This is a genomic window from Isoptericola nanjingensis (assembly GCF_050311635.1).
In the GTDB taxonomy this organism is placed as follows: domain Bacteria; phylum Actinomycetota; class Actinomycetes; order Actinomycetales; family Cellulomonadaceae; genus Isoptericola; species Isoptericola nanjingensis.
In genome coordinates this window covers 278564-304408 of record NZ_JBNOZL010000005.1, presented here as the reverse complement: position 1 = coordinate 304408, position 25845 = coordinate 278564, and the positions used below count along the sequence as shown (strand labels likewise).

General features: G+C 74.4%; 25 protein-coding genes and 1 pseudogene. 12 read left to right on the top strand and 14 right to left on the bottom strand.

What is annotated here, in order from left to right; translation table 11 throughout:
- Positions 1-11: 11 nt before the first annotated feature.
- The 3 genes from ilvA to ACQP6G_RS11995 form a co-directional block, all read right to left on the bottom strand.
- Positions 12-1235, bottom strand: coding sequence for a threonine ammonia-lyase (gene ilvA, locus ACQP6G_RS12005; protein WP_429764547.1), 1224 nt, complete (start codon positions 1233-1235; stop codon positions 12-14).
- Positions 1236-2483: an AI-2E family transporter gene (locus tag ACQP6G_RS12000; RefSeq protein WP_429764546.1), complete on the bottom strand. Its 1248-nt coding sequence runs from the start codon at positions 2481-2483 to the stop codon at positions 1236-1238. It lies immediately after the preceding gene.
- A gap of 136 nt (positions 2484-2619) precedes the next feature.
- A complete protein-coding gene (locus tag ACQP6G_RS11995; RefSeq protein ID WP_429764545.1) occupies positions 2620-3237 on the bottom strand; it encodes a YdeI/OmpD-associated family protein in 618 nt (205 codons plus the stop codon).
- A gap of 104 nt (positions 3238-3341) precedes the next feature.
- Between ACQP6G_RS11995 and msrA the strand changes: the two genes are divergently transcribed.
- Both msrA and ACQP6G_RS11985 read left to right on the top strand, forming a co-directional pair.
- A complete protein-coding gene (gene msrA, locus ACQP6G_RS11990) occupies positions 3342-4016 on the top strand; it encodes a peptide-methionine (S)-S-oxide reductase MsrA (protein WP_429764544.1) in 675 nt (224 codons plus the stop codon).
- A gap of 111 nt (positions 4017-4127) precedes the next feature.
- Entirely contained in the window at positions 4128-4985 is an 858-nt protein-coding gene (locus ACQP6G_RS11985) for an aldo/keto reductase (RefSeq protein ID WP_429764543.1), read from the top strand.
- On the opposite strand, the gene ACQP6G_RS11980 is transcribed toward ACQP6G_RS11985, so the two are convergent.
- Positions 4970-5782 (bottom strand): metallophosphoesterase family protein, encoded by an 813-nt coding sequence (locus ACQP6G_RS11980; RefSeq protein WP_429764542.1) that lies wholly within the window; start codon positions 5780-5782, stop codon positions 4970-4972. The two genes, ACQP6G_RS11985 and ACQP6G_RS11980, sit on opposite strands and share 16 nt — an antisense overlap.
- Before the next feature lie 112 nt (positions 5783-5894).
- On the opposite strand from ACQP6G_RS11980, the gene ACQP6G_RS11975 reads away from it, so the two are divergent.
- Positions 5895-7469, top strand: a complete 1575-nt coding sequence (locus ACQP6G_RS11975) for an ATP-dependent DNA ligase (protein WP_429764541.1) — start codon at positions 5895-5897, stop codon at positions 7467-7469.
- 32 nt (positions 7470-7501) lie between these two features.
- Here ACQP6G_RS11975 and ACQP6G_RS11970 read toward each other — a convergent pair whose 3' ends face one another.
- Entirely contained in the window at positions 7502-7834 is a 333-nt protein-coding gene (locus tag ACQP6G_RS11970) for a hypothetical protein (protein ID WP_429764540.1), read from the bottom strand.
- Between the two features lie 323 nt (positions 7835-8157).
- Between ACQP6G_RS11970 and ACQP6G_RS11965 the strand changes: the two are divergent.
- Positions 8158-8445, top strand: a pseudogene (locus ACQP6G_RS11965) (ATP dependent DNA ligase); the annotation flags it as partial.
- 45 nt (positions 8446-8490) lie between these two features.
- Here ACQP6G_RS11965 and ACQP6G_RS11960 read toward each other — a convergent pair.
- On the bottom strand, positions 8491-9426 hold the full coding sequence (locus ACQP6G_RS11960) for a LysR substrate-binding domain-containing protein (protein WP_429764539.1): 936 nt from the start codon (positions 9424-9426) through the stop codon (positions 8491-8493).
- Positions 9427-9480: 54 nt separating this feature from the next.
- Here ACQP6G_RS11960 and ACQP6G_RS11955 point away from each other — a divergent pair, with 54 nt between their 5' ends.
- Positions 9481-9888 carry a DUF5997 family protein gene (locus ACQP6G_RS11955; RefSeq protein ID WP_429764538.1) on the top strand — a complete coding sequence of 136 codons (408 nt, stop codon included), beginning with the start codon at positions 9481-9483 and terminating at the stop codon, positions 9886-9888.
- 88 nt (positions 9889-9976) lie between these two features.
- Here the strand turns inward: ACQP6G_RS11955 and ACQP6G_RS11950 are convergent, their stop codons facing one another.
- A complete protein-coding gene (locus ACQP6G_RS11950) occupies positions 9977-10315 on the bottom strand; it encodes an Rdx family protein (protein WP_429764537.1) in 339 nt (112 codons plus the stop codon).
- Positions 10316-10445: 130 nt separating this feature from the next.
- Here ACQP6G_RS11950 and ACQP6G_RS11945 point away from each other — a divergent pair, with 130 nt between their 5' ends.
- Entirely contained in the window at positions 10446-11663 is a 1218-nt protein-coding gene (locus ACQP6G_RS11945; RefSeq protein ID WP_429764649.1) for a class I SAM-dependent methyltransferase, read from the top strand.
- 115 nt (positions 11664-11778) lie between these two features.
- Here the strand turns inward: ACQP6G_RS11945 and ACQP6G_RS11940 are convergent, their stop codons facing one another.
- Entirely contained in the window at positions 11779-12180 is a 402-nt protein-coding gene (locus tag ACQP6G_RS11940; protein ID WP_429733276.1) for an FKBP-type peptidyl-prolyl cis-trans isomerase, read from the bottom strand.
- Between the two features lie 79 nt (positions 12181-12259).
- Positions 12260-13165, bottom strand: coding sequence for a LysR family transcriptional regulator (locus tag ACQP6G_RS11935; protein WP_429764536.1), 906 nt, complete (start codon positions 13163-13165; stop codon positions 12260-12262).
- Positions 13166-13248: 83 nt separating this feature from the next.
- Between ACQP6G_RS11935 and ACQP6G_RS11930 the strand changes: the two genes are divergently transcribed.
- Entirely contained in the window at positions 13249-14220 is a 972-nt protein-coding gene (locus ACQP6G_RS11930) for a DMT family transporter (RefSeq protein ID WP_429764535.1), read from the top strand.
- Positions 14221-14304: 84 nt separating this feature from the next.
- Here the strand turns inward: ACQP6G_RS11930 and ACQP6G_RS11925 are convergent, their stop codons facing one another.
- Together ACQP6G_RS11925 and ACQP6G_RS11920 are read right to left on the bottom strand one after the other, a co-directional pair.
- Positions 14305-15618 (bottom strand): RNA polymerase sigma factor, encoded by a 1314-nt coding sequence (locus ACQP6G_RS11925; protein ID WP_429764534.1) that lies wholly within the window; start codon positions 15616-15618, stop codon positions 14305-14307.
- Positions 15615-16043 (bottom strand): YciI family protein, encoded by a 429-nt coding sequence (locus tag ACQP6G_RS11920; RefSeq protein ID WP_429764533.1) that lies wholly within the window; start codon positions 16041-16043, stop codon positions 15615-15617. The genes ACQP6G_RS11925 and ACQP6G_RS11920 overlap by 4 nt, the downstream gene beginning before the upstream one ends.
- 142 nt (positions 16044-16185) lie before the next feature.
- Between ACQP6G_RS11920 and ACQP6G_RS11915 the strand changes: the two genes are divergently transcribed.
- The 3 genes from ACQP6G_RS11915 to ACQP6G_RS11905 are packed head-to-tail and all read left to right on the top strand — an operon-like array spanning position 16186 to position 18456.
- Complete coding sequence (locus ACQP6G_RS11915; protein WP_429764532.1) at positions 16186-17079, top strand: alpha/beta fold hydrolase; 894 nt, start codon at positions 16186-16188, stop codon at positions 17077-17079.
- The gene (locus ACQP6G_RS11910) at positions 17066-17689 is read left to right on the top strand and encodes a TetR/AcrR family transcriptional regulator (RefSeq protein WP_429764531.1); all 624 of its coding nucleotides are present in this window, start codon (positions 17066-17068) and stop codon (positions 17687-17689) included. The genes ACQP6G_RS11915 and ACQP6G_RS11910 overlap by 14 nt, the downstream gene beginning before the upstream one ends.
- Positions 17686-18456: a hypothetical protein gene (locus ACQP6G_RS11905; RefSeq protein ID WP_429764530.1), complete on the top strand. Its 771-nt coding sequence runs from the start codon at positions 17686-17688 to the stop codon at positions 18454-18456. Before ACQP6G_RS11910 ends, ACQP6G_RS11905 begins: the two co-directional genes overlap by 4 nt.
- Before the next feature lie 51 nt (positions 18457-18507).
- Here the strand turns inward: ACQP6G_RS11905 and ACQP6G_RS11900 are convergent, their stop codons facing one another.
- Together ACQP6G_RS11900 and ACQP6G_RS11895 are read right to left on the bottom strand one after the other, a co-directional pair.
- Positions 18508-19395, bottom strand: a complete 888-nt coding sequence (locus tag ACQP6G_RS11900; protein ID WP_429764529.1) for a Bax inhibitor-1/YccA family protein — start codon at positions 19393-19395, stop codon at positions 18508-18510.
- A 105-nt stretch (positions 19396-19500) separates the two neighbouring features.
- A complete protein-coding gene (locus ACQP6G_RS11895; protein WP_429764528.1) occupies positions 19501-20325 on the bottom strand; it encodes an inositol monophosphatase family protein in 825 nt (274 codons plus the stop codon).
- Positions 20326-20466: 141 nt separating this feature from the next.
- On the opposite strand from ACQP6G_RS11895, the gene ACQP6G_RS11890 reads away from it, so the two are divergent.
- Together ACQP6G_RS11890 and ACQP6G_RS11885 are read left to right on the top strand one after the other, a co-directional pair.
- Positions 20467-21435, top strand: a complete 969-nt coding sequence (locus tag ACQP6G_RS11890) for an ABC transporter ATP-binding protein (RefSeq protein WP_429764527.1) — start codon at positions 20467-20469, stop codon at positions 21433-21435.
- Entirely contained in the window at positions 21432-22301 is an 870-nt protein-coding gene (locus ACQP6G_RS11885) for an ABC transporter permease (RefSeq protein ID WP_429764526.1), read from the top strand. The genes ACQP6G_RS11890 and ACQP6G_RS11885 overlap by 4 nt, the downstream gene beginning before the upstream one ends.
- A gap of 73 nt (positions 22302-22374) precedes the next feature.
- Here ACQP6G_RS11885 and ACQP6G_RS11880 read toward each other — a convergent pair whose 3' ends face one another.
- Positions 22375-25764: an efflux RND transporter permease subunit gene (locus ACQP6G_RS11880; protein ID WP_429764525.1), complete on the bottom strand. Its 3390-nt coding sequence runs from the start codon at positions 25762-25764 to the stop codon at positions 22375-22377.
- Positions 25765-25845: the final 81 nt, after the last annotated feature.

Sequence of the window (25845 nt, the reverse complement as noted above, 5' to 3'; positions counted from 1 at the left end):
CGCAGGTCGGGTCACGCGACCGCGAACCCCGCGGCGCGCAGGCGCTCGACGACGGCCTCGCAGTGCTCCTGCCCCTTGGTCTCGAGCTGGAGGTTCACGAGCACCTGCGCCACGGTGAGCGAGGTGTCGGTGCGGGTGTGCTCCACCTGCACGATGCTCGCGCCGGCGTGCGCGACGACGTCGAGCAGCTCGGCGAGCGAGCCCGGCTTGTCGTCGATGCACACGCGCAGCTGCAGGTACCGGCCGGCGGCGACGAGGCCGTGCTGCACCACCCGCAGCAGCAGCAAGGGGTCGATGTTGCCGCCCGTGAGGACGGGGACGATCGTGCCCGGCAGCGAGCCGGGCTCGGCGGCCAGCACCGCCGCGACCCCGGCGGCGCCCGACGGCTCCACGATGAGCTTGCCCCGCTCCGCCACGAGCAGCAGGGCGCGCGACATCTCCTCCTCGGAGACGGTGCGCACCTCCACACCGAGGCGCGCCAGCACCTCGAACGGCACGTCGCCGGGGGTGCCGATGGCGATGCCGTCGGCCATCGTCGCGCCGAGCGCGCGCGGAACCGGTCGCCCGGCCACGAGCGACTGCGGGTACGCGGCGGCCGTCTCGGCCTGCACCCCCACGACCTTGACGTGCGGTGCGGCCTCGGCGAGGACGGTCGCGATGCCCGCGACCAGCCCGCCGCCGCCGAGCGGCACGACGACCGTGCCGACGTCGGGCACCTGCTCGAGGATCTCGAGCGCGACCGTGCCCTGACCGGTGACGACGTCGAGGTGGTCGAACGGGTGGATGAGCGTGCGCCCGGAGCGCGCTGCCTCCGCGCGGGCGGCGACGAGCGCCTCGTCCACGCTCTCGCCGACCTGCCGCACCTCGGCCCCGTAGCCGCGGGTGGCCCGCAGCTTCGGCACCGAGGCGTCCACGGGCATGTAGACGATGGCGTGGATGCCGAGCATCTGGGCCGCGAGGGCCACGCCCTGCGCGTGGTTGCCCGCGCTGGCGGCGACGACGCCGCGCGCCTTCTCCTCGTCGGACATCCGGCTCAGGCGCGTGTAGGCGCCGCGGATCTTGAACGACCCGGCGCGCTGCAGGTTCTCGCACTTGAGGACGACGGGCGCGCCCGCCACCTCGGACATCGCGCGGAAGGCCTGCACCGGGGTGCGGGTGATGACGCCGTCCAGGAGGGCCGCGGCGGTGCGGACGTCCTCGAGGGTGACGCGGTCGATCGGGGGGTGTGCTGCCACTTACCTGTTCTCTCCTGCCGGGCCCGCGTCGGGCGGGGCAGGGGCGTCGGTCGTGCTGCCGTCCGAGGTACCGCCCGCCGTCGCCGTGTCCTGCGACGCCCGTCCCGACCAGAGCAGGGTACCGGGCAGCTGGGATCGCCGGCGCAGCAGCGGCACGTGGTCCTCGGTGCCGAGCTCGGGGAACTTGTCGTGCCCGTGCAGGTACAGCAGGATCGTGTTCAGCACGGCCGCGAGCGGCACCGCGAACAGGGCCCCCACGATCCCCGCGGCGAGGCTGCCCGCCGCGACCACGAGCACCACCGCCACCGGGTGCAGGGACACCGCGTGGCCCATGAGGAACGGCTGCAGGATGTGGCTCTCGGCCTGCTGCACCAGCAGCACGATGCCGAGCATGATGAGGGCCGCGACCCAGCCGTTCGCCACCAGCACGACGGCGGTGGCGATCGCACCGGTGACGATCGCACCGATGATCGGCACGAACGAGCCGACGAAGACGAGGATGCCGATCGGCAGCGCGAGCGCGGGGACGAAGAACGCCGACCCGATCCCGATGCCGACGGCGTCGACGAACGCGACCAGGATCTGGGTGCGCACGTAGGCCGACAGCGTGACGAGTCCCCGACGGCCCGCCTGGTGCACGTTCTCCCGGGCCCGCACGGGCAGCAGGTTGACGAGCCACGTCCAGATGGTGCGGCCGTCGAGCAGGAAGAAGATCGTGCAGAACAGGGCGATGAGCGCGCCGACGAAGACGTGCCCCACGGTGGTCGCGGCGCCCAGCGCGCCCGAGACGAGGCCGGAGCTCTCCACCAGCGAGCTCTGGAGCTGCTGGCCGTACTGGGACAGCTGGTCGGAGTCGAGCTTCAGCGGGCCCTCGGCGAGCCAGGTCGTGAACTGGCGGAAGCCCTCGACGGCCTGGTCGGCGAGATCCTGGAAGCCGCTGACGATGGACGTGCCGGCGAGCGTCACCAGGCCGCCCACCAGCACGATCAGCCCGACGATCGACACGGCCGTCGCCAGGCCCTTGCTGAGGTGCCACCGCTGCAGCGTCCGGCGCACGGGCGCCAGCAGGATCGTCAGCAGCAGGGCGATGGCGACCGGCACGACGATGGTCTTGAGCGCCGCCAGCAGCCACAGGAAGGCGGCGACGGCGGCGGCGATCAGCAGGACGCGCCACGACCAGGAGGCCGCCGCGCGCACGCTCAGCGGGACGCTGTCCGCGCCGGAGGGGGAGGTACGTTCCGAGCTCACGCGGAAACCCTAGGCGGCCCGGGGTCTCGACGCGCGGGGGCCACGCCCGCGCGCCGGCGCGGCGGCCGGCCGTCGACCGGGATCTTCACGGCGCGTCCACAGGTCGGACGCCGACGGGGACCTCCTGGCGGCCCCGTCACCCTGCGGCGGGACGCCGCCGCTGCGGGTGGACGGTCTCGCCGCGCTCCAGCATCGCGACGTACTTCGCCACGTTGCGCTCGCGCGCCTCCGCCGTCTTGAGGGCCCCCAGGCGGTGCAGGATCGCGTACCGGTTCTGCGCCGTGAGGACCTCGAACATCGCCGACGCCGCGGGGCTGGCCGCGATCGCCGCGGCGAGGTCGTCCGGCACCTCGGCGCGCGCGGAGCCGTGGTACGCGGCCTCCCAGCGCCCGTCCGCCTTCGCCGCGTCGATCTCCGCCTGCCCGCGGGGCCGCATCCGGCCCTCGTCGGTCAGGCGGGCCACGATCTCCTGGTTGCGCACCGACCAGCGGCTGCGCGTCCGGCGCGGGCAGAACCGCTGCAGCATCGTGTCGGCGCCCAGGCTCCGCATCTGCGCGTCGATCCACCCGCTGCACAACGCCTCCTCCAGCGCCGACGCGTGCGTGAGCGTCGTCGGCGACGGGCGCCCCTTCTTCGCGAGCACCAGCCACGCGCCGTCGGGAGTGGTGTCCTCGTGCTCGTCGAGCCAGGCCCGCCACGCCGCCGGGTCGGGCAGGAGGAGCTGGTCGGGCAGGTCGGGGCGGTCGTCGGCCATGACGGGACCGTAGCGCCCGGCTCGCACTCGAGCATGGAACACCCCGGCGGGCGATGTCGTTGCGCACTACGGGACCACCGCGTCCCTCTCAAGGAGGTAACCCGATGAACTCGATCTTCGACCAGCTGCTCGGCCGCTCCGGCAAGACCACCATGGTGGCGCCGGAGGACGCGCTTCCCGGGCGCGAGTCTCCCGTCCTGCCCGCCGCCCGCCCGCACACGGTGCTCGGCACGTCGCTCACGGGCCCGTGGCCCGAGGGCACGCGGGTGCTGTACCTGGCGATGGGCTGTTTCTGGGGCGCCGAGGAGATCTACTGGCAGGTGCCCGGCGTGGTGAGCACGGCCGTCGGGTACATGGGCGGCACGACGCCGAACCCGACGTACGAGGAGGTGTGCACGGCGCGCACCGGGCACACCGAGACCACCCTGGTGGCCTACGACCCGGCGAAGGTCTCCGAGGCCGAGCTGCTCAAGATCTTCTGGGAGCGGCACGACCCGACCCAGGGCTTCCGGCAGGGCAACGACGTCGGCACGCAGTATCGCTCGGCGGTCTACTGGACCACGCCGGAGCAGGAGCAGGCGGTGCGCGAGACGGCGGAGCGGTACTCCGAGGTGCTCGCGGCGAAGGGCTACGACCCGATCACCACCGAGCTGCGACCGGCCGTCGAGGCCGGCCCGTTCTACTACGCCGAGGACTACCACCAGGAGTACCTCGACAAGAACCCGCACGGCTACCGCTGCCACGCGACGACGGGCGTCCCCTACCCCGACGCCGCCTGACGCACGCACCGCGCACGGCCCGTCCCCGCTCCGGGGGCGGGCCGTGCGCGTGCCAGGCGAAGTCGTCGAGCCGCTGGACGGCCGATGTGGCCGCGGGTGTGGAATGGGGGCATGAGCGAGCAGAGCACCACGCCCGACGTCCCCACCCGTAACGCCGCCGACGGCACCGCGATCCCCGCCGTCGGCTTCGGCACGTACAAGCTCAAGGGCCACGGCGGCGCCGACGCGATCGCCCGCGCCATCGACGCCGGCTACCGGCTGATCGACTCGGCGTTCAGCTACGAGAACGAGGGCACCGTCGGCCGCGCCGTACGGGCCTCCTCGGTGCCGCGCGAGCAGCTGCTGATCACGTCGAAGCTGCCCGGCCGCCGCCAGGCCTACGACGACGCCGTCGCCACCGTCGAGGAGTCGGTGTACCGCAGCGGGCTCGACCACCTCGACCTGTACCTCGTCCACTGGCCCAACCCGCGCATCGGGAAGTACGTCGAGGCGTACCAGGCGCTGGTCGACTGCCGCGAGCGCGGCCTGATCCGGCACGTCGGGGTCTCGAACTTCCTGCCCGAGCACCTCGACGCCGTCATCGAGGCCACCGGCGTGACCCCGGTCGTGAACCAGGTCGAGCTGCACCCGTACTTCCCGCAGGCCGCCCAGCGTGCCGCCGACGCCGAGCGCGGCATCGTCACCGAGGCGTGGAGCCCCCTGGGCCGGGCGAGCGACATGCTCGGGGACCCGGTGATCGCGGAGGTCGCGGCGGCCCACGGCGTCTCGCCCGTGCGCGCCATCCTGCGCTGGCACGTGCAGCTCGGCGTCGTGCCCATCCCCAAGGCGTCCAGCCCGGAGCGGCAGGCCGACAACCTCGACCTGTTCTCGTTCGAGCTCACCGACGACGAGATGGCCCGCATCACCGGTCTCGGCCGCCCCGACGGGCGCACCGCCGACCAGGACCCGGCGGTCTACGAGGAGCTCTGACCCACCTCGTCGCCACCCGCGGGGCGGGCGTCGCGCCCGTCCCGCGGGCCGAAGACGCGCAGCGCGTCCGCGTCGCTCGCCGCCGACCGCAGGTACTCGTCGGCCCACTCCTGGACGTTCGGGTATGACGATCCCGCCACCAGCGCCGCCACGGCGGCGTCCACGTCGACGGCCGTGTGTCGCAGCTCGACCTGGCCGCCGCGCAGCAGCGCCCATGACCCGCCGGCGCGGCCGTACGGCATCCCGACGCTGCCCGGGTTCACGACGAGGCGCCGGTCCACCAGCCGCACGAACGGCATGTGCGTGTGCCCGCACAGCACCGTCGTGACGTCGTCGTCCAGCCCGCCCAGCACCTCGGCCCATCGCTCGAGCGAGGAGTCGACGAGCACGACCTCCTCGTCGTCGCGCGGCGTCCCGTGGCAGGCCACCACCCGCCCGAACCCGCGCACGCGCAGCTCCACGGGGTGCGGCAGCCCGGCCAGCAGCGCGACGTCGGCGGGGCGCAGCTGCGCCGCCGCCCAGGGGGCGACGGGGTCGGGCACGGGGCCCGAGCCGTCCCGGGCGTGCGCGACGAGCTCGCGGTCCGCGTTGCCGCGCACGAGCACCGCCCGGCGGCCGAGCGCCCGCAGCCGGTCGAGCACCGCCAGCGGCTGCGGTCCCGCGGCGTGGTCGCCGGTGACGACGACGGCGTCGGCCGCGCGCACGTCCGGCTCGTCGAGGACCGCCTCCAGGACGGGCAGCACGCCGTGCACGTCCGAGAGCACCGCGACGGTGCCCAGCCCACTCGTCGCTCCCATGCCGCCACGCTCCCAGGGCGACCGTCCGGACGCACGCGGTTCTGCCCACCGCAGCAGGCCGGGGGTCCGACGGCGCCGCGACAGCGTCGGAGGCGGGTGCGACGATCGTCGGGTGCTGCTCTCCGAGCTGGTCACCACGCACGCCGCCGTCGCCGCGACGCGCTCGCGGCTGCGCAAGCGGGAGCTGCTCGCGGAGTCGCTGCGCGCCGCGGAGCCGGGCGACGAGGTGGAGGTCGTCGCGGCGTTCCTGTCGGGCAGGCCGCGGCAGCGCCGCACCGGCCTGGGGTGGCGCACGCTGGGCAGCCTCCCCGACCCCGCGGCCGAGCCGTCCCTCACGCCCGCCGACGTCGACGGCGCGCTCGGCCGCCTCGAGCAGCTCGCGGGCGCCGGCTCGCAGGCCGCCCGCCGGTCCGCCGTCGACGAGCTGTTCGGGCGCGCCACGGCCGACGAGCAGGACTTCGTGCGCCGCCTCGTGCTGGGCGAGCTGCGCCAGGGAGCGCTCGACTCGCTGCTGCTCGACGCGATCGCCGCCGCGGCCGACGTCCCGCTGCCGGTGGTGCGCCGGGCGGCGATGTTCAGCGCCCTCACCGGGCCCATCGCCCGGGCCGCGCTCGACGGCGGCGCGCCCGCCCTGGAGGCGTTCCGGCTCGAGCCCGGCCGGCCCGTGCGGCCCATGCTCGCGGCGTCGGCCCCCGACGTCGCCGCCGCCCTGGAGCGGTTCGAGGGCGGCGCCGTCGCCGCCGACACCAAGCTCGACGGCATCCGCGTGCAGGTGCACCGCCGCGGCGACGACGTCGTCGTCTTCACGCGCTCGCTCGACGACGTCACGGAGCGGCTGCCCGAGGTGGTCGCCGTCGCACGCTCCCTCGACCTGCGCACGGTGGTGCTCGACGGCGAGGCGATCGCCCTCGACGACGCCGGCCGCCCGCGCCCCTTCCAGGAGACCGCCGCCCGCACGGGCAGCCACGACGCCGAGGCGGGCAGCGCCACCGTGCCGCTCAGCGTGCGGTTCTTCGACGTGCTGCACCACGACGGCACCGACCTCATCGACGCGCCCGCGGCCGAGCGCCTCGAGGTCCTGGACCGCGTGCTCCCGCCCGAGGTCGTGGTGCCGCGACTGGTCTCCGCCGACGTCGGGGAGGTCGAAAGGTTCTTCGCCGACACCGTCGCCGCCGGTCAGGAGGGGCTGGTGCTCAAGGCCCTGGACGCGCCCTACGCCGCCGGCCGCCGCGGCGCCGGCTGGGTCAAGGTCAAGCCCCGGCACACGCTCGACCTCGTGGTGCTCGCCGTGGAGTGGGGCTCCGGCCGCCGCCAGGGCTGGCTGTCCAACATCCACCTCGGCGCGCGCGACCCCGGCGCCGGCGGCTTCGTCATGCTCGGCAAGACCTCGAAGGATGTTGACCGAAGCGGCTGGGCGATGGTCGGAAAAACCTTCAAGGGGATGACCGACGAGATGCTCGTCTGGCAGACGGAACGCTTCCTCGAACTTGAGACGCATCGCGAGGGCCACGTGGTCCACGTTCGCCCGGAGCAGGTGGTCGAGGTCGCCTTCGACGGCGTGCAGCGGTCGAGCAGGTATGCCGGAGGTGTCGCCCTCCGGTTCGCGCGGGTGGTCCGCTACCGCGACGACAAGCCCGCGACCGAGGCCGACACCATCGACACGCTGCGCTCCTATCTCCCGTCCTGAGACGGGACCGCCACGCGAGACCAAGCCGACCGTCAGTCAGACTCGTCGAGCAGCGTAAGCGTCCACCTGCCTCCAGGCCCGGACCTCTTTGCGATGAATCCTGGGGGCATCGTCGCGAGTGTGGCGATCGAACTGTTCCGCTCGATCGCATGAGCGATATGAGTCGCGATTGACGCGCCTGGCACGTTCGGGTCGTTGCGCCCGTCACCGATCGCCCACGCCCCGTCCGAGAAATGAACCACCTCGCGCGCGGGTTCGACGCCGTCCAAGACCGTCGTCTGCACCACAGCGCCGAGCGATGGAGGAAACCTGTCGTCCCTGAACGGGAACGGGAGGATGCGAAACATCTCGCGACTGGAGTCCACGGGCAGAGCCTGGCACAGATGGTCGCGTTGGTGACTGGGGACCTTGGATGACGTCACAAGATCCTGAACGAAGCGGCTGGCTGATGGCCGGGAAGACTTTCAAGGGGATGACCGGCGAGATGCTCGCCTGGCAGACGGAACGCTTGCTCGAACTTGAGACGCACTGCGAGGGCCACGCGGTCTACGTGCGTCCTGAGCAGGTTGTCGAGGTCGCCATCGGCGCCCGTCCAGCGATCGAGTCGCTACACGGGAGGCGTGGTCCTGCGCTCCGCACGAGTCGTGCGCTACCGCACCGACACGTCGTTCCTGCACTTGTAACCCGGAAGACCTTCAAGGGCATGACCGACCAGATGCTCGCCTGGCAGACCGAGCGGTTCACCGAGCTGGCGACGTCGCCCGCCGACGGGTCGTCGTACGTCGTGCAGGTGCGTCCCGAGCAGGTGGTCGAGATCGCCTTCGACGGCGTGCAGCGCTCCACCCGCTACCCCGGCGGCATGGCGCTGCGGTTCGCGCGGGTGGTGCGCTACCGCGACGACAAGTCCGCCGCCGAGGCGGACACGGTGGACACCGTGCGCGCCCTGGCGGCGGCCTCCGGAAGCACAGCCGGCTGAGCCGGGCGCTGAGCGACCGCCCACCGGGCGCGGTGGCCGGCTCGCTCAGCGGCTGCCGCGCCGCCGGCCCTTGCGCGGCGGCGACGGCCGCGCGCCCCCGCCGCGCCGTGCCGCGCCGCGCTGGCCGGAGCCACGCCCCTGGGCAGCGCCCCCGCCGCGCTGGCCCTGCGCCCTCGCCGGCTTCGTGACCTCCGCGGTCTTCGCGTCCGACCGCCCGGCCGCGGCACGGCCCCGGGAGCTGTTGGCGGTGCGGCCGCGCACGATGCCGATCATCTCCTCCACCAGCTCGCGCACGTCGTCGGGCAGCCCGTCCACGAGCCACCCCAGGCCGACGGGCGCGCCGGGCCCGCCGTCGAGCACCCGGTAGGTGACGTCCTTGCGGTGGTGCAGCCGCGCCAGCGACATGGGCACGACCGTGACCCCGACCCCGGTCGCGACCAGGGCGATCGCGTCGGCCGCCGTCGCGGGCCGCTCGGGCTCCACGAGGCCGCCCGCGCCGTCGTCGTACGCCTCCGGCGCCCGGCCGGGAACGGGCTCTCCCGCCGGGTAGAGGACGTCGTCCGCGGGCAGCCACACGACGTCGTCCGCGACGTCGTCGGCGGCGACGACCTCGTCCTCCGTCGTCGCCGCGAGCAGGTGGTCGCGCGAGACGGCGACCACGGGCAGCTCCGTGTACAGCGGGATGGCGTGCAGGACGTCGCCGTCGACCGGGAGGCGCAGGAGCGCCGCGTCCACCTGCCGCTCGACCAGCGCGGCGGGCGCGTCGGCGGCGTCGACCTGGACCAGGGCGAGCCGGACGCCCGGGAGCCGGTCGCGCCACGTGCGCGCCCAGCGGCCCGGCGTCGCGCCGGGCACGTACCCGAGCCGGAAGGTGGGACGTCCGTCGTCGGCCGCCTCGACGAGGGCGTCCTCGCTCTCGACGGCGTCGTCCGGCTCGTCGTCCACCGTGTCGTCGAGGGCCTCGCCCGGCTGGTCGGTCACGGCACCAGGCTACGTGGGCGTGCCGCGCCGCCCGCCGCGACTACCCTGGTGCCCATGGCCGGAACCCCCTTCTCCCAGCAGGTCCTCAAGCCGACGAACGCGGCGAAGAAGCTCGGGGTGTACCTGCCCGCGACCCCGCCCGAGTTCCAGGAGCACGGCATCACGCGCGCCGAGCTCGAGCAGCTCGAGACGAATCCGCCGCAGTGGCTCGAGGAGCTGCGCCGCCTCGGGCCCCACCCGCGTCCCGTCGTCGCCGGCCGGCTCGGCATCTCCATCGCCGGCCTCGCGCGCGGCGGCGTCACCGAGCCGCTGACCACCGAGCAGATCGACGAGCTGCGCCAGGACCCGCCCCAGTGGCTGGTCGACGAGCGCGCGACGGCGGCCAAGGTGCGCGAGGAGGAGGACCGCGTCGCGGCCGAGGCCGCGCGCAAGGCGGAGAAGTCCGCCCGCCGGTCCCGCTGAGCGCCACTCCCGATCAGTTCGGCAGCGGATCGATCTCTTCGGCAGCCGAACGTGCCGAGGAGATCGACGAGCTGCCGAACAGATCGGCTCAACCCCGCGGCTGCACCCGGTCCGTGTGCCCGAGCGAGAGGTCCGGCGCGACGGCGTCGCGGATCGCCGTCTTGAGCGGCGGGATCTCCGGGAACCCGCCCTCGGCGGCGCGGTCCCACAGCAGCACGGCGTCCCGGCCGTCGCCCGGGTCGAGCTCCACCCGGAAGACGCCGCCCGTCCCCGGGACCAGCGCGACCTCGGAGAGCCGCGTGCGGAACGTCTGCAGCAGCTCCTGCGCCACCCACGCCGCGCGCATCAGCCACCGGCACTGCGTGCAGTAGGTGATCGACACGCGCGCGGTCGACGTCGGCTCCGGCGCGGCGGGGGCTTCACTCATGGCGCCAGGGTAGGGCGCCCGGTCGGGCACCGGCGTCCCCGTCAGGGAGACTGGTCGGGTGCACCACGCCTCCGAGCCCGACTCCCCCGCCCCCACCGAGCCCTTCGAGAGCCTCGACCCCGCCGCGCGGCTGGCCGCCGTCCTCGGCGCGCTCGCCCCGTGGCCCGAGGACGGCTCACGCGCCGACGGGCCCGTCGCCGTCGATGCCACCGACCGGCTGCTGCTCGACGAGGCCGCTCCCCTCCTGGCCGACGCCGGTCCGGACGACGTCGTCGTCATCGGCGACCGGTTCGGCGCGCTCACGCTGGGCGCACTGACGCTCGGACCGTCCCGGGTGCGGTCCTTCACCGACGCGGTGACCGCCGAGGCAGCGCTCGACCACCACCTCTCCGCAGACCTCGCTGACCTCGTTCGGGGTGGGCGACGCGAGGTGCACCTCGTCCGCGCGGACCTGTACACCGAGACGTCGCACCTGCTCGCCGGCGCTCGGCTCGTGCTGCTCCAGCTCCCGCCGTCCCTCGGCGAGCTCACGGAGATCGCCGAGGCGGTCGCCAGGTACGCCGCGGACGACGTCGTCGTGCTGGCCGGCGGGCGGGTCAAGCACATGACGCGCTCGATGAACGAGGTGCTGGCCGCGTCGTTCACCGACGTGCGCGCCACCCTCGCTCGTCAGAAGTCGCGCGCGCTGGTCGCGACCGGGGTCCGGCCGGAGGCGCGCGACGCCGCCCCCACCTTCCCTGCGCGCGCCGTGCTGCGCGACCGGGAGCTGCTGGCGGCCGCGGCACCGTCGGGCGGGACGTCGCCGGCGGACGTCACCGTCGCCGCGCACGGCGGGGTGTTCGCGGGCACGACGCTCGACCTCGGCACCCGCTTCCTGCTCACGACGGCGGAGAAGTGGCCGGGAGCAGACCGCGTGCACGACGCCGTCGACCTGGGCAGCGGCAGCGGCCTGCTCGCCACGGTCCTCGCGCTCCGGTACCCGGACGCCCGCGTGGTGGGGACGGACCGCTCCGCCGCGGCCGTGGCGTCCACGCAGGCGACGGCGGAGGCGAACGGCGTCGGCGGGCGCGTCGTCGCGCTGCGCGGGGACGCGGGCGAGGACCTGGAGCCCGCGAGCGCCGACCTGATCCTGCTCAACCCGCCGTTCCACGACCGCACGGCCGTGCGCACCGACGCCGCCCACCGCATGTTCCGCGCGGCCGGGCGGGCGCTGCGCCAGGGCGGCGAGCTGTGGTGCGTCTTCAACACGGCGCTGCACTACCGGGAGGCGCTGACCCGCGCCGCCGGGCCCACCGTGCACGTCGCGCAGAACCCGAAGTTCACGGTCACGCGGTCCCGCCGCCGCTGACCCGCACGCGAGGTCGTCCGGAAGTTGCCGAGGCAGTGCAGAAGCTGCCGAGGTCGTACGAGACGCGGCTCGTACGACCTCGGCAGCTTCCGCACTACCTCGCGATCGAAAGAGGTCAGCGCACGCCGACGACGTCGACGACGAAGACGAGCGTCGCGCCGCCGGGGATGCCGGCCTGCGGCACGCCGCGCTGGCCGTAGCCGTGCTCGGACGGGATGGACAGCAGCACGCGGTCGCCCACGTTGCGGCCGACCAGGCCCTTGTCCCAGCCGCCGATGACGGCGCCGACGCCGATCGGGAAGTCGATGGTCTGGCCCCGGTCGTAGGAGTTGTCGAACACCCCGCCGCCCCAGGTCTGGCCCAGGTAGTTCACGACGATGGTGCGGCCGGCGTCGACCACCGGGCCGGTGCCCTCCTCGAGCACCTGCACCTGCAGGCCGGCGGGGGCGTCGCCCTCGGGGAACGTGATCTGGGGCTTGTCGCCGAAGCCGCCGGTGGCGGTGGGGAGCGTGGTCACAGGGGTACCTCGTCTTCGTCGTCGTGCAGAGTCGGGGTGCAGAGGCCAGGCGATGCCCGGCGGGGCTGCGCCGTCCAGCCTACGCGGCGGACGGCACCGGGCACCCGGCGACGTCGCGCAGCGCCGCGAGCGCGGCCAGCACCGGCGGGGTGTCGGCGACGGCGTCCTGCACCAGGGCGTAGATGGACCGCACCGGCACGGGCCGCACCACGGGCACGGCCACCGTCCCGGCCGCGGGGCGCGCGGAGCCGAGCGCGGGCAGCACGGTGATGCCGATGCCGGCGGCGACGAACGCGAGGGCGGTCGGGTAGTCGTGGGCCTCCACCGCGAACGCCGGGCTGAACCCGGCGGCGCGGCACGCCTCGAGCAGGTTGCGGCGGCACCAGCCGCGCGCGAAGTCGTTGTCGATCCACCGGTCGCCGACCAGCTCCGCGAGCTCGATCTCGTCCCGCCCGGCCAGCGGGTGGTCCTGGCGGACGACGGCGACGTACGGGTCGTCGAGCAGGTGGTGGGCGGTCGTGCCGGCGGCAGGCCGGAAATCGGGCTGCGCGACGGCGAGCTGCAGGTCGGCGCGCTTCGACGGGTCGGTGGGGATCTCCTCGGTGAGCTCGAGGTCGAGCCGCACGCCGGGGAACCCGGTGCTGAGCGCGCTGACGACGGCCGGCAGCCACGCCGCCCCGACGGAGGCGAAGTAGGCGACGGACAGGCTGCCCGAGCGCCCGGAGCGCAGGTCGGCGACGAACGTCTCCACCTCCCCGAGGCGGGCGAGCAGCCCGTCGGCCTGCGCGGCGAGCGCCTGGCCCGCCGCGGTGGGGCGCACGCCGCGGCCGTGCCGGGCGAGCAGCTGCAGCCCGGTCTCGCGCTGGAGCGCGGCGACGTGCTGGCTCACGGCGGACGGCGTGTACCCGAGGTTGGCGGCCGCCGCCGCGACCGAGCCGCTGGCGACGACGGAGCGGAAGACGCGGAGCCGGTGGACGTCGAGCATGCTCGCGACGATACAGCGACACTGAAGCATTCGGTAGATATATGAACTGGTGCTCACGGGATACGTCGGCGACGATCGTTCCCATGGCCGAGACCACCGCGCGCACCGCGCCGCCCGCACCGAGCGCCACGCCGGGGAACACCGCCGGCCGCGCCGGCGCCCTCACCGCGGCCGCCATGGCCGTCACCGTCGTGCTGTGGGCCTCGGCGTTCGTCGGCGTGCGCGCCGTCGGGCACGACCTCGACGCCGGGGCGCTCACCCTCGGCCGCGTCGCCGTCGGCTCCGTGGCGCTGACCGTGATCCTGCTCGTCGCCCGCGTCCGCCGCCGCACCCCCGTGCGCCTCCCGCGCGGCCGGGTGCTGCTGCTCGTGCTCGCCTGGGGCGTGGCCTGGTTCGGCGCGTACAACCTCACCCTCAACGCCGCGGAGCAGCACCTCGACGCCGGCACCACCGCGCTGCTGGTCAACATCGCGCCGATGCTCGTCGCCGTCCTCGCCGGCGTCCTGCTGCGCGAGGGCTTCCCACGCCGCCTGCTCGCGGGCATCGCCGTGGCGTTCACGGGCGTCGTCGTCATCGCCGTCGCGACGACGACGGGCCGGTTCGACGTCGCCGGCGTGGCGCTCGGCCTCGCCTCCGCCGTGCTGTACGCCGGTGCCGCCACGCTGCAGAAGCGCCTGCTCCCCCACGCCGACGCGCTCACCATGACCTGGCTCGGCTGCCTCGCCGGCACCGTCGCGGCGCTGCCGTTCCTGCCCGCGCTGATCTCGCAGGCGTCCGTCGCGCCGTCGTCGTCCCTGCTCGGCGTCGTCTACCTGGGGGTGTTCCCGACCGCGATCGCGTTCACCACCTGGGGGTACGCCCTGGCCCGTGTCAGCGCCGGTCGTGCGGCGGCGTCGACGTACGCCGTCCCGCCGCTCGTCGTGCTGATGTCCTGGGCCCTGCTCGACGAGGTGCCTGCTGCCGTCGTCCTGCTCGGCGGCGTGCTGGCCCTGGCCGGCGTCGCCGTCGCGACCCTCCCCCGCCGACCTGCCAGGACCAGGATCACGAATCCATGAGCGTGGCCCTGACAACTCGGCGGACCAGAGACTTGTCAGGGCCACGACCATCAGACCCTGCGCGTGGCTCTGACAGGTCGCGGGTCAGAGGGCGGCGGCCTTCGCCTCCAGCACGCCGCGCTCGCGGGCGTTGCCGCACAGCCGGGCGGCGAGCTCCAGCTCGCCCCGTGCCTCCTCGGTCCGCCCCAGCCGGGCCAGCAGCTCGCCGCGCACGGACGGCAGCAGGTACGACCCGGACAGCACCTCGCGCGCGACGAGGTCGTCCACGACGGCGAGCCCGGCGGCCGGGCCCGCCGCCATCGCGACCGCGACGGCGCGGTTGAGCTCGACGACGGGCGACGGCGCCACGCGGTGCAGCGCCTCGTAGAGCACGACGATGCGGTCCCAGTCGGTCTCGGGGACGGAGGGCGCGACGTCGTGCTGCTCCGCGATGGCGGCCTGCAGCCCGTACGGCCCCAGCCCGCGCCCGACGGCGACCGCCCGGGCGAGCGCGTCGCGTCCCCGCCGGACTGCGGACCGGTCCCAGCGGCGCCGGTCCTGGTCCTCCAGCAGCACCGGCTCGCCGTCCGGCCCGGTGCGCGCGGGGAACCGCGCCGCGGTGAGCTCCAGCAGCGCGAGCAGCCCGAACGTCTCCGGCTCGGGCGCGAGGCGCGTCAGGACACGGGCGAGGCGGACGGCCTCGTACGCCAGGTCGGGCCGCATCCAGTCGTCGCCGCCCGACGCCGTCGACCCCTCCGAGAAGATGAGGTAGACGACGTTCAGCACCGAGCCGAGCCGTTCCGCGCGGTCCTCGGCGGCCGGCACCTCGAACGGCACCCGCGCCGCCGTCAGCGTCTTCTTCGCGCGGGTGATGCGCGCCTGCACCGTGGGCACGGGCACGAGGAACGCCCGCGCGATCTCCTCGCTGCTCAGCCCGGCCACCACGCGCAGGGTCAGCGCGACCCGCGCCTCCTTGGACAGCACGGGGTGGCAGGCCACGAACAGCAGCGCGAGGCGGTCGTCCTCGATCTTGTCCGGGTCCCACAGCAGGTCGTCGGCCGGTTCGACGACGACGCCCGGCCCGCCCGTGACGGCGCCGCCCTCGCCGAGGTCGCGGGCCAGCGCCGCGTACCGCTCGTCGCGCCCGGAGCGACGCCGGAACGCGTCGATCGCGCGACGCCGCCCGGTCGCGAGCAGCCACGCGACCGGGTCGCGCGGGACGCCGTCGCGCGGCCAGGCGACCAGCGCCTCCGCGAGCGCCTCGGACGCGACGTCCTCCGCGAGCGCGAAGTCGTTCGTGTACCGGGCGAGCGCGCCGACGATGCGGCTGGACTCGATGCGCCAGACCGCCTCGACGACGCGACGAGGGGCCGCACCGTCGTCGGCGCGGCCCTCGTCGTGCGGTTCGACGGCGCTCACTGGGCCCGCTGGGCCTGCTCCTCGCGCCACCCCTGCTCCTTCTGCACCCACTCGTTGTCCTGCGGGAAGTCCTCGGGACCGTTGACGCGACGCACCTCGAGCTTCGTGCCCGCACCGCTCAGCGGCGCCCGCTTGGCCCACTCGATCGCCTCCTCCTTGGAGGCGACATCGACGATCCAGAAGCCGTTGAACAGCTCCTTGGTCTCGCCGTAGGGGCCGTCGGTGACGACGGGCGTGTCGGTGGAGAAGTCGACGACGGCGCCCTCGGACGCGTCGGACAGCCCCTCGCCCGCGGCGAGCACGCCGGCGTTCATCATCGACTCGTTGTAGCGGCCCATCGCCGCCATGACCTCGGTGAAGTCCATCTCCTCGTACGCGGCCTGGCCCTCGTCGGTCCCCCGCATGATCAGCATGTACTTGGCCATCGTCCCGCTCCTTGTCGTGGTCACGGTCACCCTCGTGGCGACCTTCTCATCCTCAGGTCGAACGGGGAACCGCCGGATCGACATCGCCCCGGAAGTTTCTTCGAGAAGCCTCTTGCCAAGCGTGGCTAATAGCATTAGCTTGATGGCTATGGACATGACCGCGAAGCTCGAGCTCCGATACCTCGCCCGCCCCGAGGGGCGGATCGCGTACACCGACGCGGGCAGCGGCCCGCTCGTCGTCGCCGTCCCCGGCATGGGCGACCTCCGCTCCACCTACGACGACGTCGTCCCCGCGCTCGTCGCTGCCGGCCACCGCGTGGTCGTCGCGGACCTGCGTGGCCACGGCGACTCCGACACCACCTTCACCGCCCACGGCGACGTGGCCACCGGCACCGACCTCGTCGCCCTCGTCGAGCACCTCGACGCCGGCCCCGCCGTGCTGCTGGGCAGCTCCATGGGCGGGTCGGCCGCCGTGTGGGCCGCCGCCGAGCGCCCCGACCTCGTGCGCGGGCTGGTGCTGCTCGCCCCGCACCTGCGCGAGACCGCGTCGCCCGCCCAGGCCCGGACCTACCGCCTGCTGTACCGCGCGCTGTTCGTCCGCCCGTGGGGCGCGGCGGCGTGGGCGTCGCTCTACACCTCCATGTTCGCCAAGGGCCGCAAGGGCCCCCGGCACGCGGAGCACGTCGCGCAGATCCGGCGCAGCATGGCCGACGCGGCGCACCTGCGCTCGTTCCGCGACCTCGCCGTCGCGCTCGACCACTCCGTGATCGAGCCCCTCGTGGCGAAGGTGCAGGCGCCGTCGCTCGTCGTCGTCGGCGAGCTGGACCCCGACTACAAGGACGCGGGCGCGGAGCTCGCCCGGATGCGGGACGCGCTCGGCGGCCAGGAGCTCCTGGTCCCCGGCGTCGGTCACTACCCCCAGCACCAGGCGCCGGAGGTCGTGACCCCGGCCGTGCTCGACTTCCTCGCCTGCCTGCCCGCCGCCCACCCTGCCCCTCAGGAGAACGGCGCCGACGAGCGGGGTGCCCGTGCCTAGGGCCGGGCTGTCGCGGGACGCCGTGGTGCGCCTCGCCCTGGAGCAGGTGGACGCGGGCGGGCCGACCGGGCTCGCCGACCTCACCCTCGCGAAGGTCGCCGCGTCCGCCGGTGTCGCCACCCCCAGCCTGTACAAGCACGTGGGCTCCCTGGCGGCGCTGCGCCGCGAGGTCGCGCTGGTCGCCCTCGACGAGCTGACGACGGCGAGCGCCGCGGCGACCGTCGGCCGCGCGGGTCCCGACGCCCTGCGCGCCCTCGCCCGCGCGTGGCGGGACTACGCCCGCGCGCACCCCGGCCGGTACGCCGCCGTCCAGCTCGCCCCCGACCCCGACGCCCCCGAGGACGCCGAGCACCGCGCCGCCGGGGCCCGCGTGGTCGCGCTCGTCGGGGCGGTGCTGCACGGCTTCGGCCTCCCCGACGACCGCACGATCGACGCCGTCCGCGTGGTGCGCGCCGGCGTGCACGGCTTCGTCGCCCTCGAGCTCTCCGGCGGCTTCCGCCTGCCCGAGGACCTGGACCGCAGCTTCGACGCCCTGGTCGACATGCTCGTCGCCGGGGTCACCACCCTCGCGGACGCGTCGTCGCCGCCCGCACCGAAAGAGCAGCCATGACCCGCACGACCCACGCCGCCCGCACGACGATGCCCGCCCCGACGGCAGGCCCTATATCAGGCCCGACGGCAACCCCGGAGCCCATCCCCCGGACCGCCGCCTGGACCGCGGGCGGCGCCGTCGCGGCAGGCGTGCTCCTGCTGCTCTTCCCCGCGCTCCGTCCGTGGCCCGACGAGTCCGTGCCGACCCTCGCGCTCGCGGAGTCGTTCGCCTCCGGCCGGTGGGTGCTGGCGCACCTGTGCGGTATCGCGGGGCTCGGCCTGCTCGCGCCGACGTTCCTCGGCCTGCGGGCGCTGCTGCGCGGGAGCAGGGCCCCGGGCACCGTCGCCCCGGGTGCGCGCGCCGCCACCGCCGCCGTCGTCACCGCCTGGGCCGGGGCCGCGCTCTGCTCCCTCTACTTCGGCGCCGAGATCTTCGGCATCCGCACGATCGCGCAGGCCGCGCTGCGCACGCAGGACTCGGCGCTGCTCGCCGACGTCGACGTGCTCCGCGAGCAGCCTGCCGCGATGACCCTCTTCGGCCTGGGCCTCGCGCTGGTCGCCGCGGCGGGCGTGCTCGCGGCCGTCGCGCTGTGGCGGGCCGGCGGTCGGCCGCGCTGGGTCGGCGTCCCGCTGGCCGCCGGGCTGCTGCTCTACCTGCCGCAGTTCTTCGGCACCCCGGCGATCAGGGTCGGGCACGGCGTCCTTGTCGCCGTCGGCCTCCTGCTCGTCGCGTGGGCGGTCCGGCGCGCCCCGGGCACGACGACGGCCGGCCACCCCGAGGGGTGACCGGCCGTCGGCCTCTGCCGAGCAGAGGCGTACCGGAGGGGAGCCGGAGCGTCAGTCGCCGCTCTGGAAGATCGCCAGCAGGCGCAGGAACTCCAGGTACAGCCACACCAGGGTGACGATCAGCCCGAAGGCCGCCGTCCAGGCGAACTGCGCCGGGACGCCCTGCTCGACGCCGCGCTTGATCGAGTCGAAGTCGACGATGAGCGACGCGGCGGCCAGGCCGACCGCGACGAGCCCGACGATGATCCCGATCACGCCGCCGCGCATGCCCCAGCCGTCGAGGACGCCGGTCCAGGTCAGGACGACGTTGACGAGCGAGAAGACGAGGTAGCCCACCATGGCGATGAGCAGCCAACGGGTGAACTTCGGCGTGACGCGCACCTTGCCGGACTTGAACAGGAACAGCGCGGCGGCGAACGTCGCGAGCGTCGCCACGACGGCCTGCAGCACGATCCCGGAGAGCGGGGCGCCCGAGCTGCCGACGGCGATCGACGCGAACGCGATCGAGATGCCACCGAGGAACACGCCCTCGGCCACCGTGTAGGCGATGATCAGCGCAGGGCTGGGCTTCTTCTTGAAGGCGTTCACCAGCCCCAGCACCAGGCCCGCGATCATGCCGATCGGCCAGAGGTTCGGGGCGAAGTTCCACGTCGCGGCCGCCACCACGATCAGCAGCGCGAGCAGGCCGCCGGTCTTGATGATGACGTCGTCGTAGGTGAGGCGCTTGGTGTCGGCCGTGGTGGCGGACGGCGCCTGGTACATGGCGTCGAGGCTCGCGGCGTCGGTGGCCTGCGCGCCCGTGGTGCCGGCCGCCCCGGCGCCGTACGCGCCGTACTGCGGCTGCGCGATGGTGGTGCCGCCGGGGCGGGATCCCTGGCGAGCCCCGGTACGGCGCGGCTCGCCGAAGACGTCGCTGCTCGAGAAGACGGGGTTGGTCATGAACTCCTCCTGGTCGCGGCTGCCGGGTGCCCGACGACGGGTCGTCGCGCGCGCAGGGCCGGGTCGCTGGCCGTGCGATCCATCGTAGTGAACGCGCGGCGTTCCTCAGACGTTCCCAGGTCGGCGACTCTTTCCGAGGACGCCGCGCGCGGCCTCCGCCGTCGCCTCGTCGACGGCGAACAGCCCGGTCCCGGTCACGGGGTGCGGCTGCCCGTGGTCGCCGCCGAAGACGCCGCCCGCCTCGGTGACGATGAGGGACAGCGGCGCGTAGTCCCACACCTTGCCGCCCACCTGGACCGCGAGGTCGAGCTCGCCGGCCGCGACGAGCAGGGCGCCGTGCACGCGCCACTCCGCGACCTCGACCACCTCGACGAGCGGCTCCACCTCGGCGCGGTACCGCGCCGGCACCTTCGCGAGCGGGGGCAGCACCGCCGTCCGCGCCGGACCGAGCGACCCCGGCGGCGCGCCGACGCGCAGGCGCCGCGCGCCGGTCACGTGACCGTCGACGACGTCCGCGACGTACGCGCCCCGGCCGCGGGCCGCGTACCAGACCTGTCCCTGCGCGGGCAGGATCGCGACCCCGACGGTCACCTCGCCGCCCTCCTCGAGCGCGATCAGGGTCTGCCACCGGTCGTCGCCCTCGACGAAGACGAGCGTGCCGTCGATGCCGTCGAGGATCCACCGGCGGCCCGAGGACCCGAGCGCGCCCGTCTCCTCGCCGAGGAACGCGTCGTCGGGCCGTGCCGCGAGCAGCACGGCACGCACCCGCTCCTCGACCGCGAGGTCGGCCTCGGTCACGACGGACCCGTCGAGCTTGTGGTCGCGCGCGAGGTCCCGCACGTGCGCGAAGCACCGCAGCCCTAGCGCGGCGCCGGAGAGCGCCGCCGCGAGGGCGAGGTCGAGGTCCCCGGGCAGGTCACGAGCATCCATGGCCGCAGCATGCCCTGTCGGCGGAGATCACCCGGCCCCTGCCCATGCCGCGGGGTCGACCCGCACGTAGGCTCGGGAAGGACCCGTGCTCCCCGTGACGACGGCATGACGACGGCACCCGAGAAGATCTCCAGGGGCGACATGATCGAAGCACACGGCCTGACCAAGCGCTACGGACCCAAGCTCGCGGTGGACGACGTGACGTTCACCGTGCAACCCGGCGTCGTGACGGGCTTCCTCGGCCCCAACGGCGCCGGCAAGTCCACCACCATGCGGATGATCATGGGCCTCGACCGCCCGACGGCGGGCAACGTCGCCGTGAACGGCAGCCCCTACCCGCAGCACGCCCGGCCGCTGGCCGAGGTGGGCGCGCTGCTGGAGGCGAAGGCGGCGCACCCCGGCCGCACGGCGCGCCAGCACCTCCTGGCGCTGGCCGCCACCCACGGCATCGCCCCCTCGCGGGTGGACGAGGTCATCGAGCTCACCGGCCTCTCGGCGGTGGCCCGCAAGCGCGTGGGTGGCTTCTCCCTCGGCATGGGGCAGCGGCTCGGCATCGCGGTGGCGCTGCTGGGCGACCCGCGCACCCTCATCCTCGACGAGCCCGTCAACGGCCTCGACCCCGAGGGCGTGCTGTGGGTGCGCAACCTCGCCCGCTTCCTGGCGGGCGAGGGCCGCACGGTGTTCCTGTCCAGCCACCTCATGAGCGAGGTGGCGCTCACCGCCGACCACGTCATCGTCATCGGGCGGGGGCGGATCCTCGCGGACAGGCCGGTGCAGCAGCTCGTCGACGGCGCCTCCCGCCGCCTCGTGCGGGTGCGCTCGCCGCAGGCCGCCGACCTTGCCGACGCCCTGCGGCGCGAGGGCGGCGACGTCGCGCCGGGTGACGACGGCACCTTCGAGGTCACCGGCCTCGACGCCGCCCGGGTGGGCGAGCTGGCCGCCGCGGGCGGCGCCGTCCTGCACGAGCTGACGCCCGTGTCCTCCACCCTCGAGGAGGCCTACCTCGAGCTCACCGCCGACTCGGTCGAGTACCAGGCCGAGGCCCTGGACGACGCCGGCCGGGCGACGGGCGCCGAGACCGGCGCGACGACGGACGGAGCGCCCCGATGACCGCCACCGCACCCGCCCGCGAGGCCGCGCCGGCCGTCGTCGTGCACCGCGTGACGTTCGGCCGCGTGCTGCGCGGCGAGTGGATCAAGTTCCGCACCCTGCGCTCCACCGTGTGGACCGTGGTGATCACGGCCGTCGTCATGGTGGGGCTGGCGCTGATGATGGCCGCGATCGTCCGCACGATGGTCGACACCCCCGAGATGGCCGAGGGCATGTCGCAGGACCCGGGCCTGCAGGCGATCGGCCTCACGGGCACGACGATCGTGTCGTTCGGCTACTCGTTCGGCGCGCTCGCCGTGGGAGTGCTGGCCACGCTCATCGTCACCAGCGAGTACTCCACGGGCACCGTGCGGTCCACGTTCGCCGCCGTCCCGCGCCGCCTGCCGGTGCTGTGGGCCAAGCTGGTCGTCATCGTGCTCACCACCGCCGTCGTGGTGGCCGTCGCCCTGGTGATCGCGTTCGTCTCCACTGCGCCCCTGCTCGAGGACGCCGGGATGAGCGTGGACCTCTCCGACCCCGAGCAGGTGCGCGCGCTGGTCGGCTGCGTGCTCTACCTGGCGACGGTGGCGGCGTTCGCGCTCGCCGTCGGCACCCTCATGCGGCACAGCGCCGGCGCCATCTTCACGATCGTGGCGATCTTCTTCGTGGTGCCGCTCATCTTCAGCATCGTCGTGCAGGCGTCCGACGCCGCGTGGACGGACTGGGTGAACAAGCTGCTGCCCAGCGTGGCCGGCGAGCGCATCATCTCCCGCGGCGCCGAGACGGACGCCCTGCTCGACCCGTGGGTGGGCTACGCCGTCCTCGTCGGGTACACCGTCGTGCTGCTCGTCGCCGCGGCGATCACGCTCAAGCGCCGCGACGCCTGACCCCTGATCGTTGCGGGCGCGATCTCGGGGAACGTCCGGTCGCGCACAGTCCCCGAGATCGCGCCCACGACGATCAGGCCGGGTCGGTGCCCGCCTGGCGGCGGGCGACGGCGGCGGCCTCCTCGGCCGCCTCCGCCTTCTCCGCGGCGCGCGCCGCGGCACGCTCCGCCTTCTCGGCCTTGCGCACCACGCGCGAGTCGCGCTTGGTGCCGCGGCGCTCCTTGCGGCGCTCGATGAGCTCGTAGAGCACGGGCACCACGAACAGCGTGAGCAGCGTCGAGGAGATGAGCCCGCCGATGACCACCAGCGCCAGCGGCTGGCTGATGAACGACCCGCCGCCGGTGAGGCCGATCGCCATCGGGGTCAGCGCGAAGATCGTCGCCAGCGCGGTCATGACGATGGGGCGCAGACGCTTGCGGGCGCCCTCGCGCACGGCCTCGTCCAGCGACCGGGGGTGCCCGTGCGCCGGGTCCCGGTACTGGTTGATGAGGTCGATGAGCACGATCGCGTTCGACACCACGATGCCGACGAGCATCAGCACGCCGATCAGCGCCGGGACGCCCAGCGGGGTGTCCGTGGCGAGCAGCGCCAGCAGCGCGCCGGTGGCCGAGAACGGCACCGAGACCAGCAGGATCAGCGGCTGCACCAGCGACCCGAAGGTCGCGACCATCACCAGGTAGACGATGGCGATCGCGGCCACGAGGGCCAGGCCCAGGTCGGAGAACGCGTCGGCCTGGTCCGCCGCGACGCCGCCGATCTCGACGGTCGCACCCGCGGGCAGGTCGAGGTCGTCCGTCGCGGCGGTGATGTCGGCGCTGAGCGTGCCGACGTCCTGCGTCTCGGGCGTCACCGACACGGTCGCGGACCGCTGGCCGTCGGTGCGGGAGATCGACGTCGGCACGTCCACCTTCTCGACCGTCGCGACGTCGGTGAGCGGCACCGTGCCGGCGGCGGTCGGGACCTCGAGGTCCTCGATCTCGGACTGGGTGGCGGGGGCGTCGCCGGTCTTCACGACGACGTCGATCGGGCCGTCGCCGAGGTCCACCTCGCCGGCGGTCTGCTCCGGGTCCATCGCGCCCGACACGATGCCGGACACCTGGGTCTCGGTCAGGCCCGCCTCGGCGGCCTTCTCGCGGTCGACGGACACCTGCACGACCTGCTGCGCGGCGGAGAGGTCGTTGGTCACCTCGGCCACGCCGTCCAGGTCGGACACCGCGTCGGTGACCTGCTGGGCCGCGGACTCGAGGTCGTCGCTGTCGTGCGCCTGCACGACGAGGTCCACGGTGCTGGAGCCGAAGCCGGAGTCCCCGCCGGAGACGCTGACCTCGGTCGTGACGCCGGTGTCGGCGAGCGGCTCGACGGCGTCACGGATCTCGCTCTGCGCCTCGACGCCGTCGGCGTCGGGGTCGAGGGTGATCGCGAAGGTGGCCTGCGGAGCGGACCCGCCGCCCATGAACGCGGCCATCGCGGCGTCGCCGGAGCCGACCGTGGTCTGCACGCTCTCGACGGCGTCGACGTCGGCCAGGGCGTCCTCGACCTCGCCCGCCGCGGCGTCCTGCGCCTCGAGGGACGCGCCGGTCTCGAACGTCTGCGTCACGGTGACGGTGTCCTGGCCGGAGTCCCCGATGAAGTTGGTCTCCAGGCGGGGCACCAGCGCGAGCGTGCCGCCGAGGACGGCGACCGCGACGACGAGGGTGACCCACGGGTGGCGCAGCGCGGCCCCGAGGCTGGGGACGTACGCCCGCTGCCACAGCCCGCGGCGCTCCTTGGCCTCGGCGGCCTCGCGGACGCGCTCCGCCTCGGCCGGGTCGGTGGCGACGGCGGGCGCCTTGACGAACCAGTACGCGAGCACCGGCACGATCGTCAGCGCCACGACCAGCGACGCGAGCATCGCGATCGCGACGGTCATCGCGAAGGGCCGGAACAGCTCGCCCACCATGCCGCCGACCAGCGCGATCGGGAGGAAGACGGCGACCGTGCTGATGGTCGACGCGGTGATCGCGCCGCCCACCTCGCGCACGGCGGTGAGGATGGCGGCCTTCTTGTCCTCGCCGTACGACAGGTGTCTCTTGATGTTCTCGATGACCACGATGGCGTCGTCGACGACGCGACCGATCGAGATGGTCAGGGCGCCCAGCGTGAGGATGTTGAGCGTGTAGCCCGTGGCGTTCATGACCACGAAGGTCACGGCCAGCGACAGCGGGATCGACACGGCCGACACGAGGGTGGAGCGCAGCGAGACGAGGAACACGAGGATGACGATCACGGCGAACAGCAGGCCGAGCCCGCCCTCGGTCGCGAGCCCCTCGATGGACTCCTCGATGAACGGCGCCTGGTCGAAAACGACGGCGGTGGTGACCCCGGCGTCCTCGAGCTCGGGCTTCAGGTCGTCCATCGCGTCCTGGACGGCGTGGGAGACGTCGACGGTGTTGCCGTCGGGGGTCTTGGTGATGGCGACGCCCAGCGAGGACTCGCCGTCGAGCCGGGAGTGCGACGTCGCCTCGACCGGCACGACCTTCACGGTGGCCACGTCGGCGAGCGTCACGGGCTCCGGGGCGGCCGGGGTCTGCGGGGCGGTGGCGCCCTCGGCGCCCTGCGCGGGGTCCTGCGCGGCGCCGTCGGCCGCGGGCGGGGCGCCCGTGCCGTCGCCGACCTCGCCGGTGGTGCCGCCGGTCGCGTCGCCAGCGCCCGTCGTCGCGCCCGCGGCGGCCGGGTCCGGCACGAGCGGCAGCGCCTTGAGCTCCTTGACGCTGTCGATGCTGGAGCCGGCCTGCACGGAGTAGGTGACGTCGTCGTCGGTGATGGTGCCCGCCGGGAGCACCACGCCGTTGTCCTTGAGCACGTCGGCGACGTCCTGCGTCGTGAGGCCCGCCTCGGCGAGCTTCTTCGTCCTGACGTCGACCAGCACCTGGTCGGTCTCGCCGCCGGTCACGGCGACGGAGCGCACGCCGTCCAGGTCCTCGAGCGCGGGCGCGACGACGGTGTCGACGGTGTCCGCGAGCGCCGCGGCGTCCACGTCCCCGTCCGCGCCGGCCGCTGCGAGCTGGATCACGGGCAGGTCGTCGAGCGAGCCCGTGACGACCTGCGGCTCGACGTCCTCCGGGAGCTGGGACTGGATGCGGGTGACGGCGGTCTGGAGCCGCTGGGTGGCCGCGTCCATGTCGGTGCCGTACTCGAACTGCACGGTGGTGACCGAGCTGCCGGTCGACGCCGTCGAGCCGATGGACTCGATGCCCTCGACGGACTGCGCGGCGGCCTCGAGCGGCTCGGTGACGCGCTGCTCGACCACCTCCGGCGACGCGCCCGGGTAGGTCGCGACGACCGCGCCCGCCGGGAGCTCCAGGGACGGGATGAGCTCCTGCTTGAGGGAGCCCAGGCTCATCGCCCCGAAGACGAAGATCGCGATCGTCGCCAGGGCGACGACGGCGCGGTTCGCCAGGGACAGGCGGGCAAGTCGGAACACGCTCACTCCAGACGGGCGGTCGGCAGGACGGCACCACGACGCCGTCGCGATTCCTTAGGGTAACGCTAAGGAACGCCGGCG

Coding starts and splice junctions, on each gene's coding strand:
- ACQP6G_RS11995 (WP_429764545.1), bottom strand. CDS start 3,237: ATGGCCGACGACCGCCCCGACCTGCCCGACCAGCTCCTCCTGCCCGAC.
- msrA (WP_429764544.1), top strand. CDS start 3,342: ATGAACTCGATCTTCGACCAGCTGCTCGGCCGCTCCGGCAAGACCACC.
- ACQP6G_RS11985 (WP_429764543.1), top strand. CDS start 4,128: ATGAGCGAGCAGAGCACCACGCCCGACGTCCCCACCCGTAACGCCGCC.
- ACQP6G_RS11980 (WP_429764542.1), bottom strand. CDS start 5,782: ATGGGAGCGACGAGTGGGCTGGGCACCGTCGCGGTGCTCTCGGACGTG.
- ACQP6G_RS11955 (WP_429764538.1), top strand. CDS start 9,481: ATGGCCGGAACCCCCTTCTCCCAGCAGGTCCTCAAGCCGACGAACGCG.
- ACQP6G_RS11950 (WP_429764537.1), bottom strand. CDS start 10,315: ATGAGTGAAGCCCCCGCCGCGCCGGAGCCGACGTCGACCGCGCGCGTG.
- ACQP6G_RS11935 (WP_429764536.1), bottom strand. CDS start 13,165: ATGCTCGACGTCCACCGGCTCCGCGTCTTCCGCTCCGTCGTCGCCAGC.
- ACQP6G_RS11930 (WP_429764535.1), top strand. CDS start 13,249: ATGGCCGAGACCACCGCGCGCACCGCGCCGCCCGCACCGAGCGCCACG.
- ACQP6G_RS11920 (WP_429764533.1), bottom strand. CDS start 16,043: ATGGCCAAGTACATGCTGATCATGCGGGGGACCGACGAGGGCCAGGCC.
- ACQP6G_RS11915 (WP_429764532.1), top strand. CDS start 16,186: ATGGCTATGGACATGACCGCGAAGCTCGAGCTCCGATACCTCGCCCGC.
- ACQP6G_RS11905 (WP_429764530.1), top strand. CDS start 17,686: ATGACCCGCACGACCCACGCCGCCCGCACGACGATGCCCGCCCCGACG.
- ACQP6G_RS11900 (WP_429764529.1), bottom strand. CDS start 19,395: ATGACCAACCCCGTCTTCTCGAGCAGCGACGTCTTCGGCGAGCCGCGC.
- ACQP6G_RS11895 (WP_429764528.1), bottom strand. CDS start 20,325: ATGGATGCTCGTGACCTGCCCGGGGACCTCGACCTCGCCCTCGCGGCG.
- ACQP6G_RS11890 (WP_429764527.1), top strand. CDS start 20,467: ATGATCGAAGCACACGGCCTGACCAAGCGCTACGGACCCAAGCTCGCG.
- ACQP6G_RS11885 (WP_429764526.1), top strand. CDS start 21,432: ATGACCGCCACCGCACCCGCCCGCGAGGCCGCGCCGGCCGTCGTCGTG.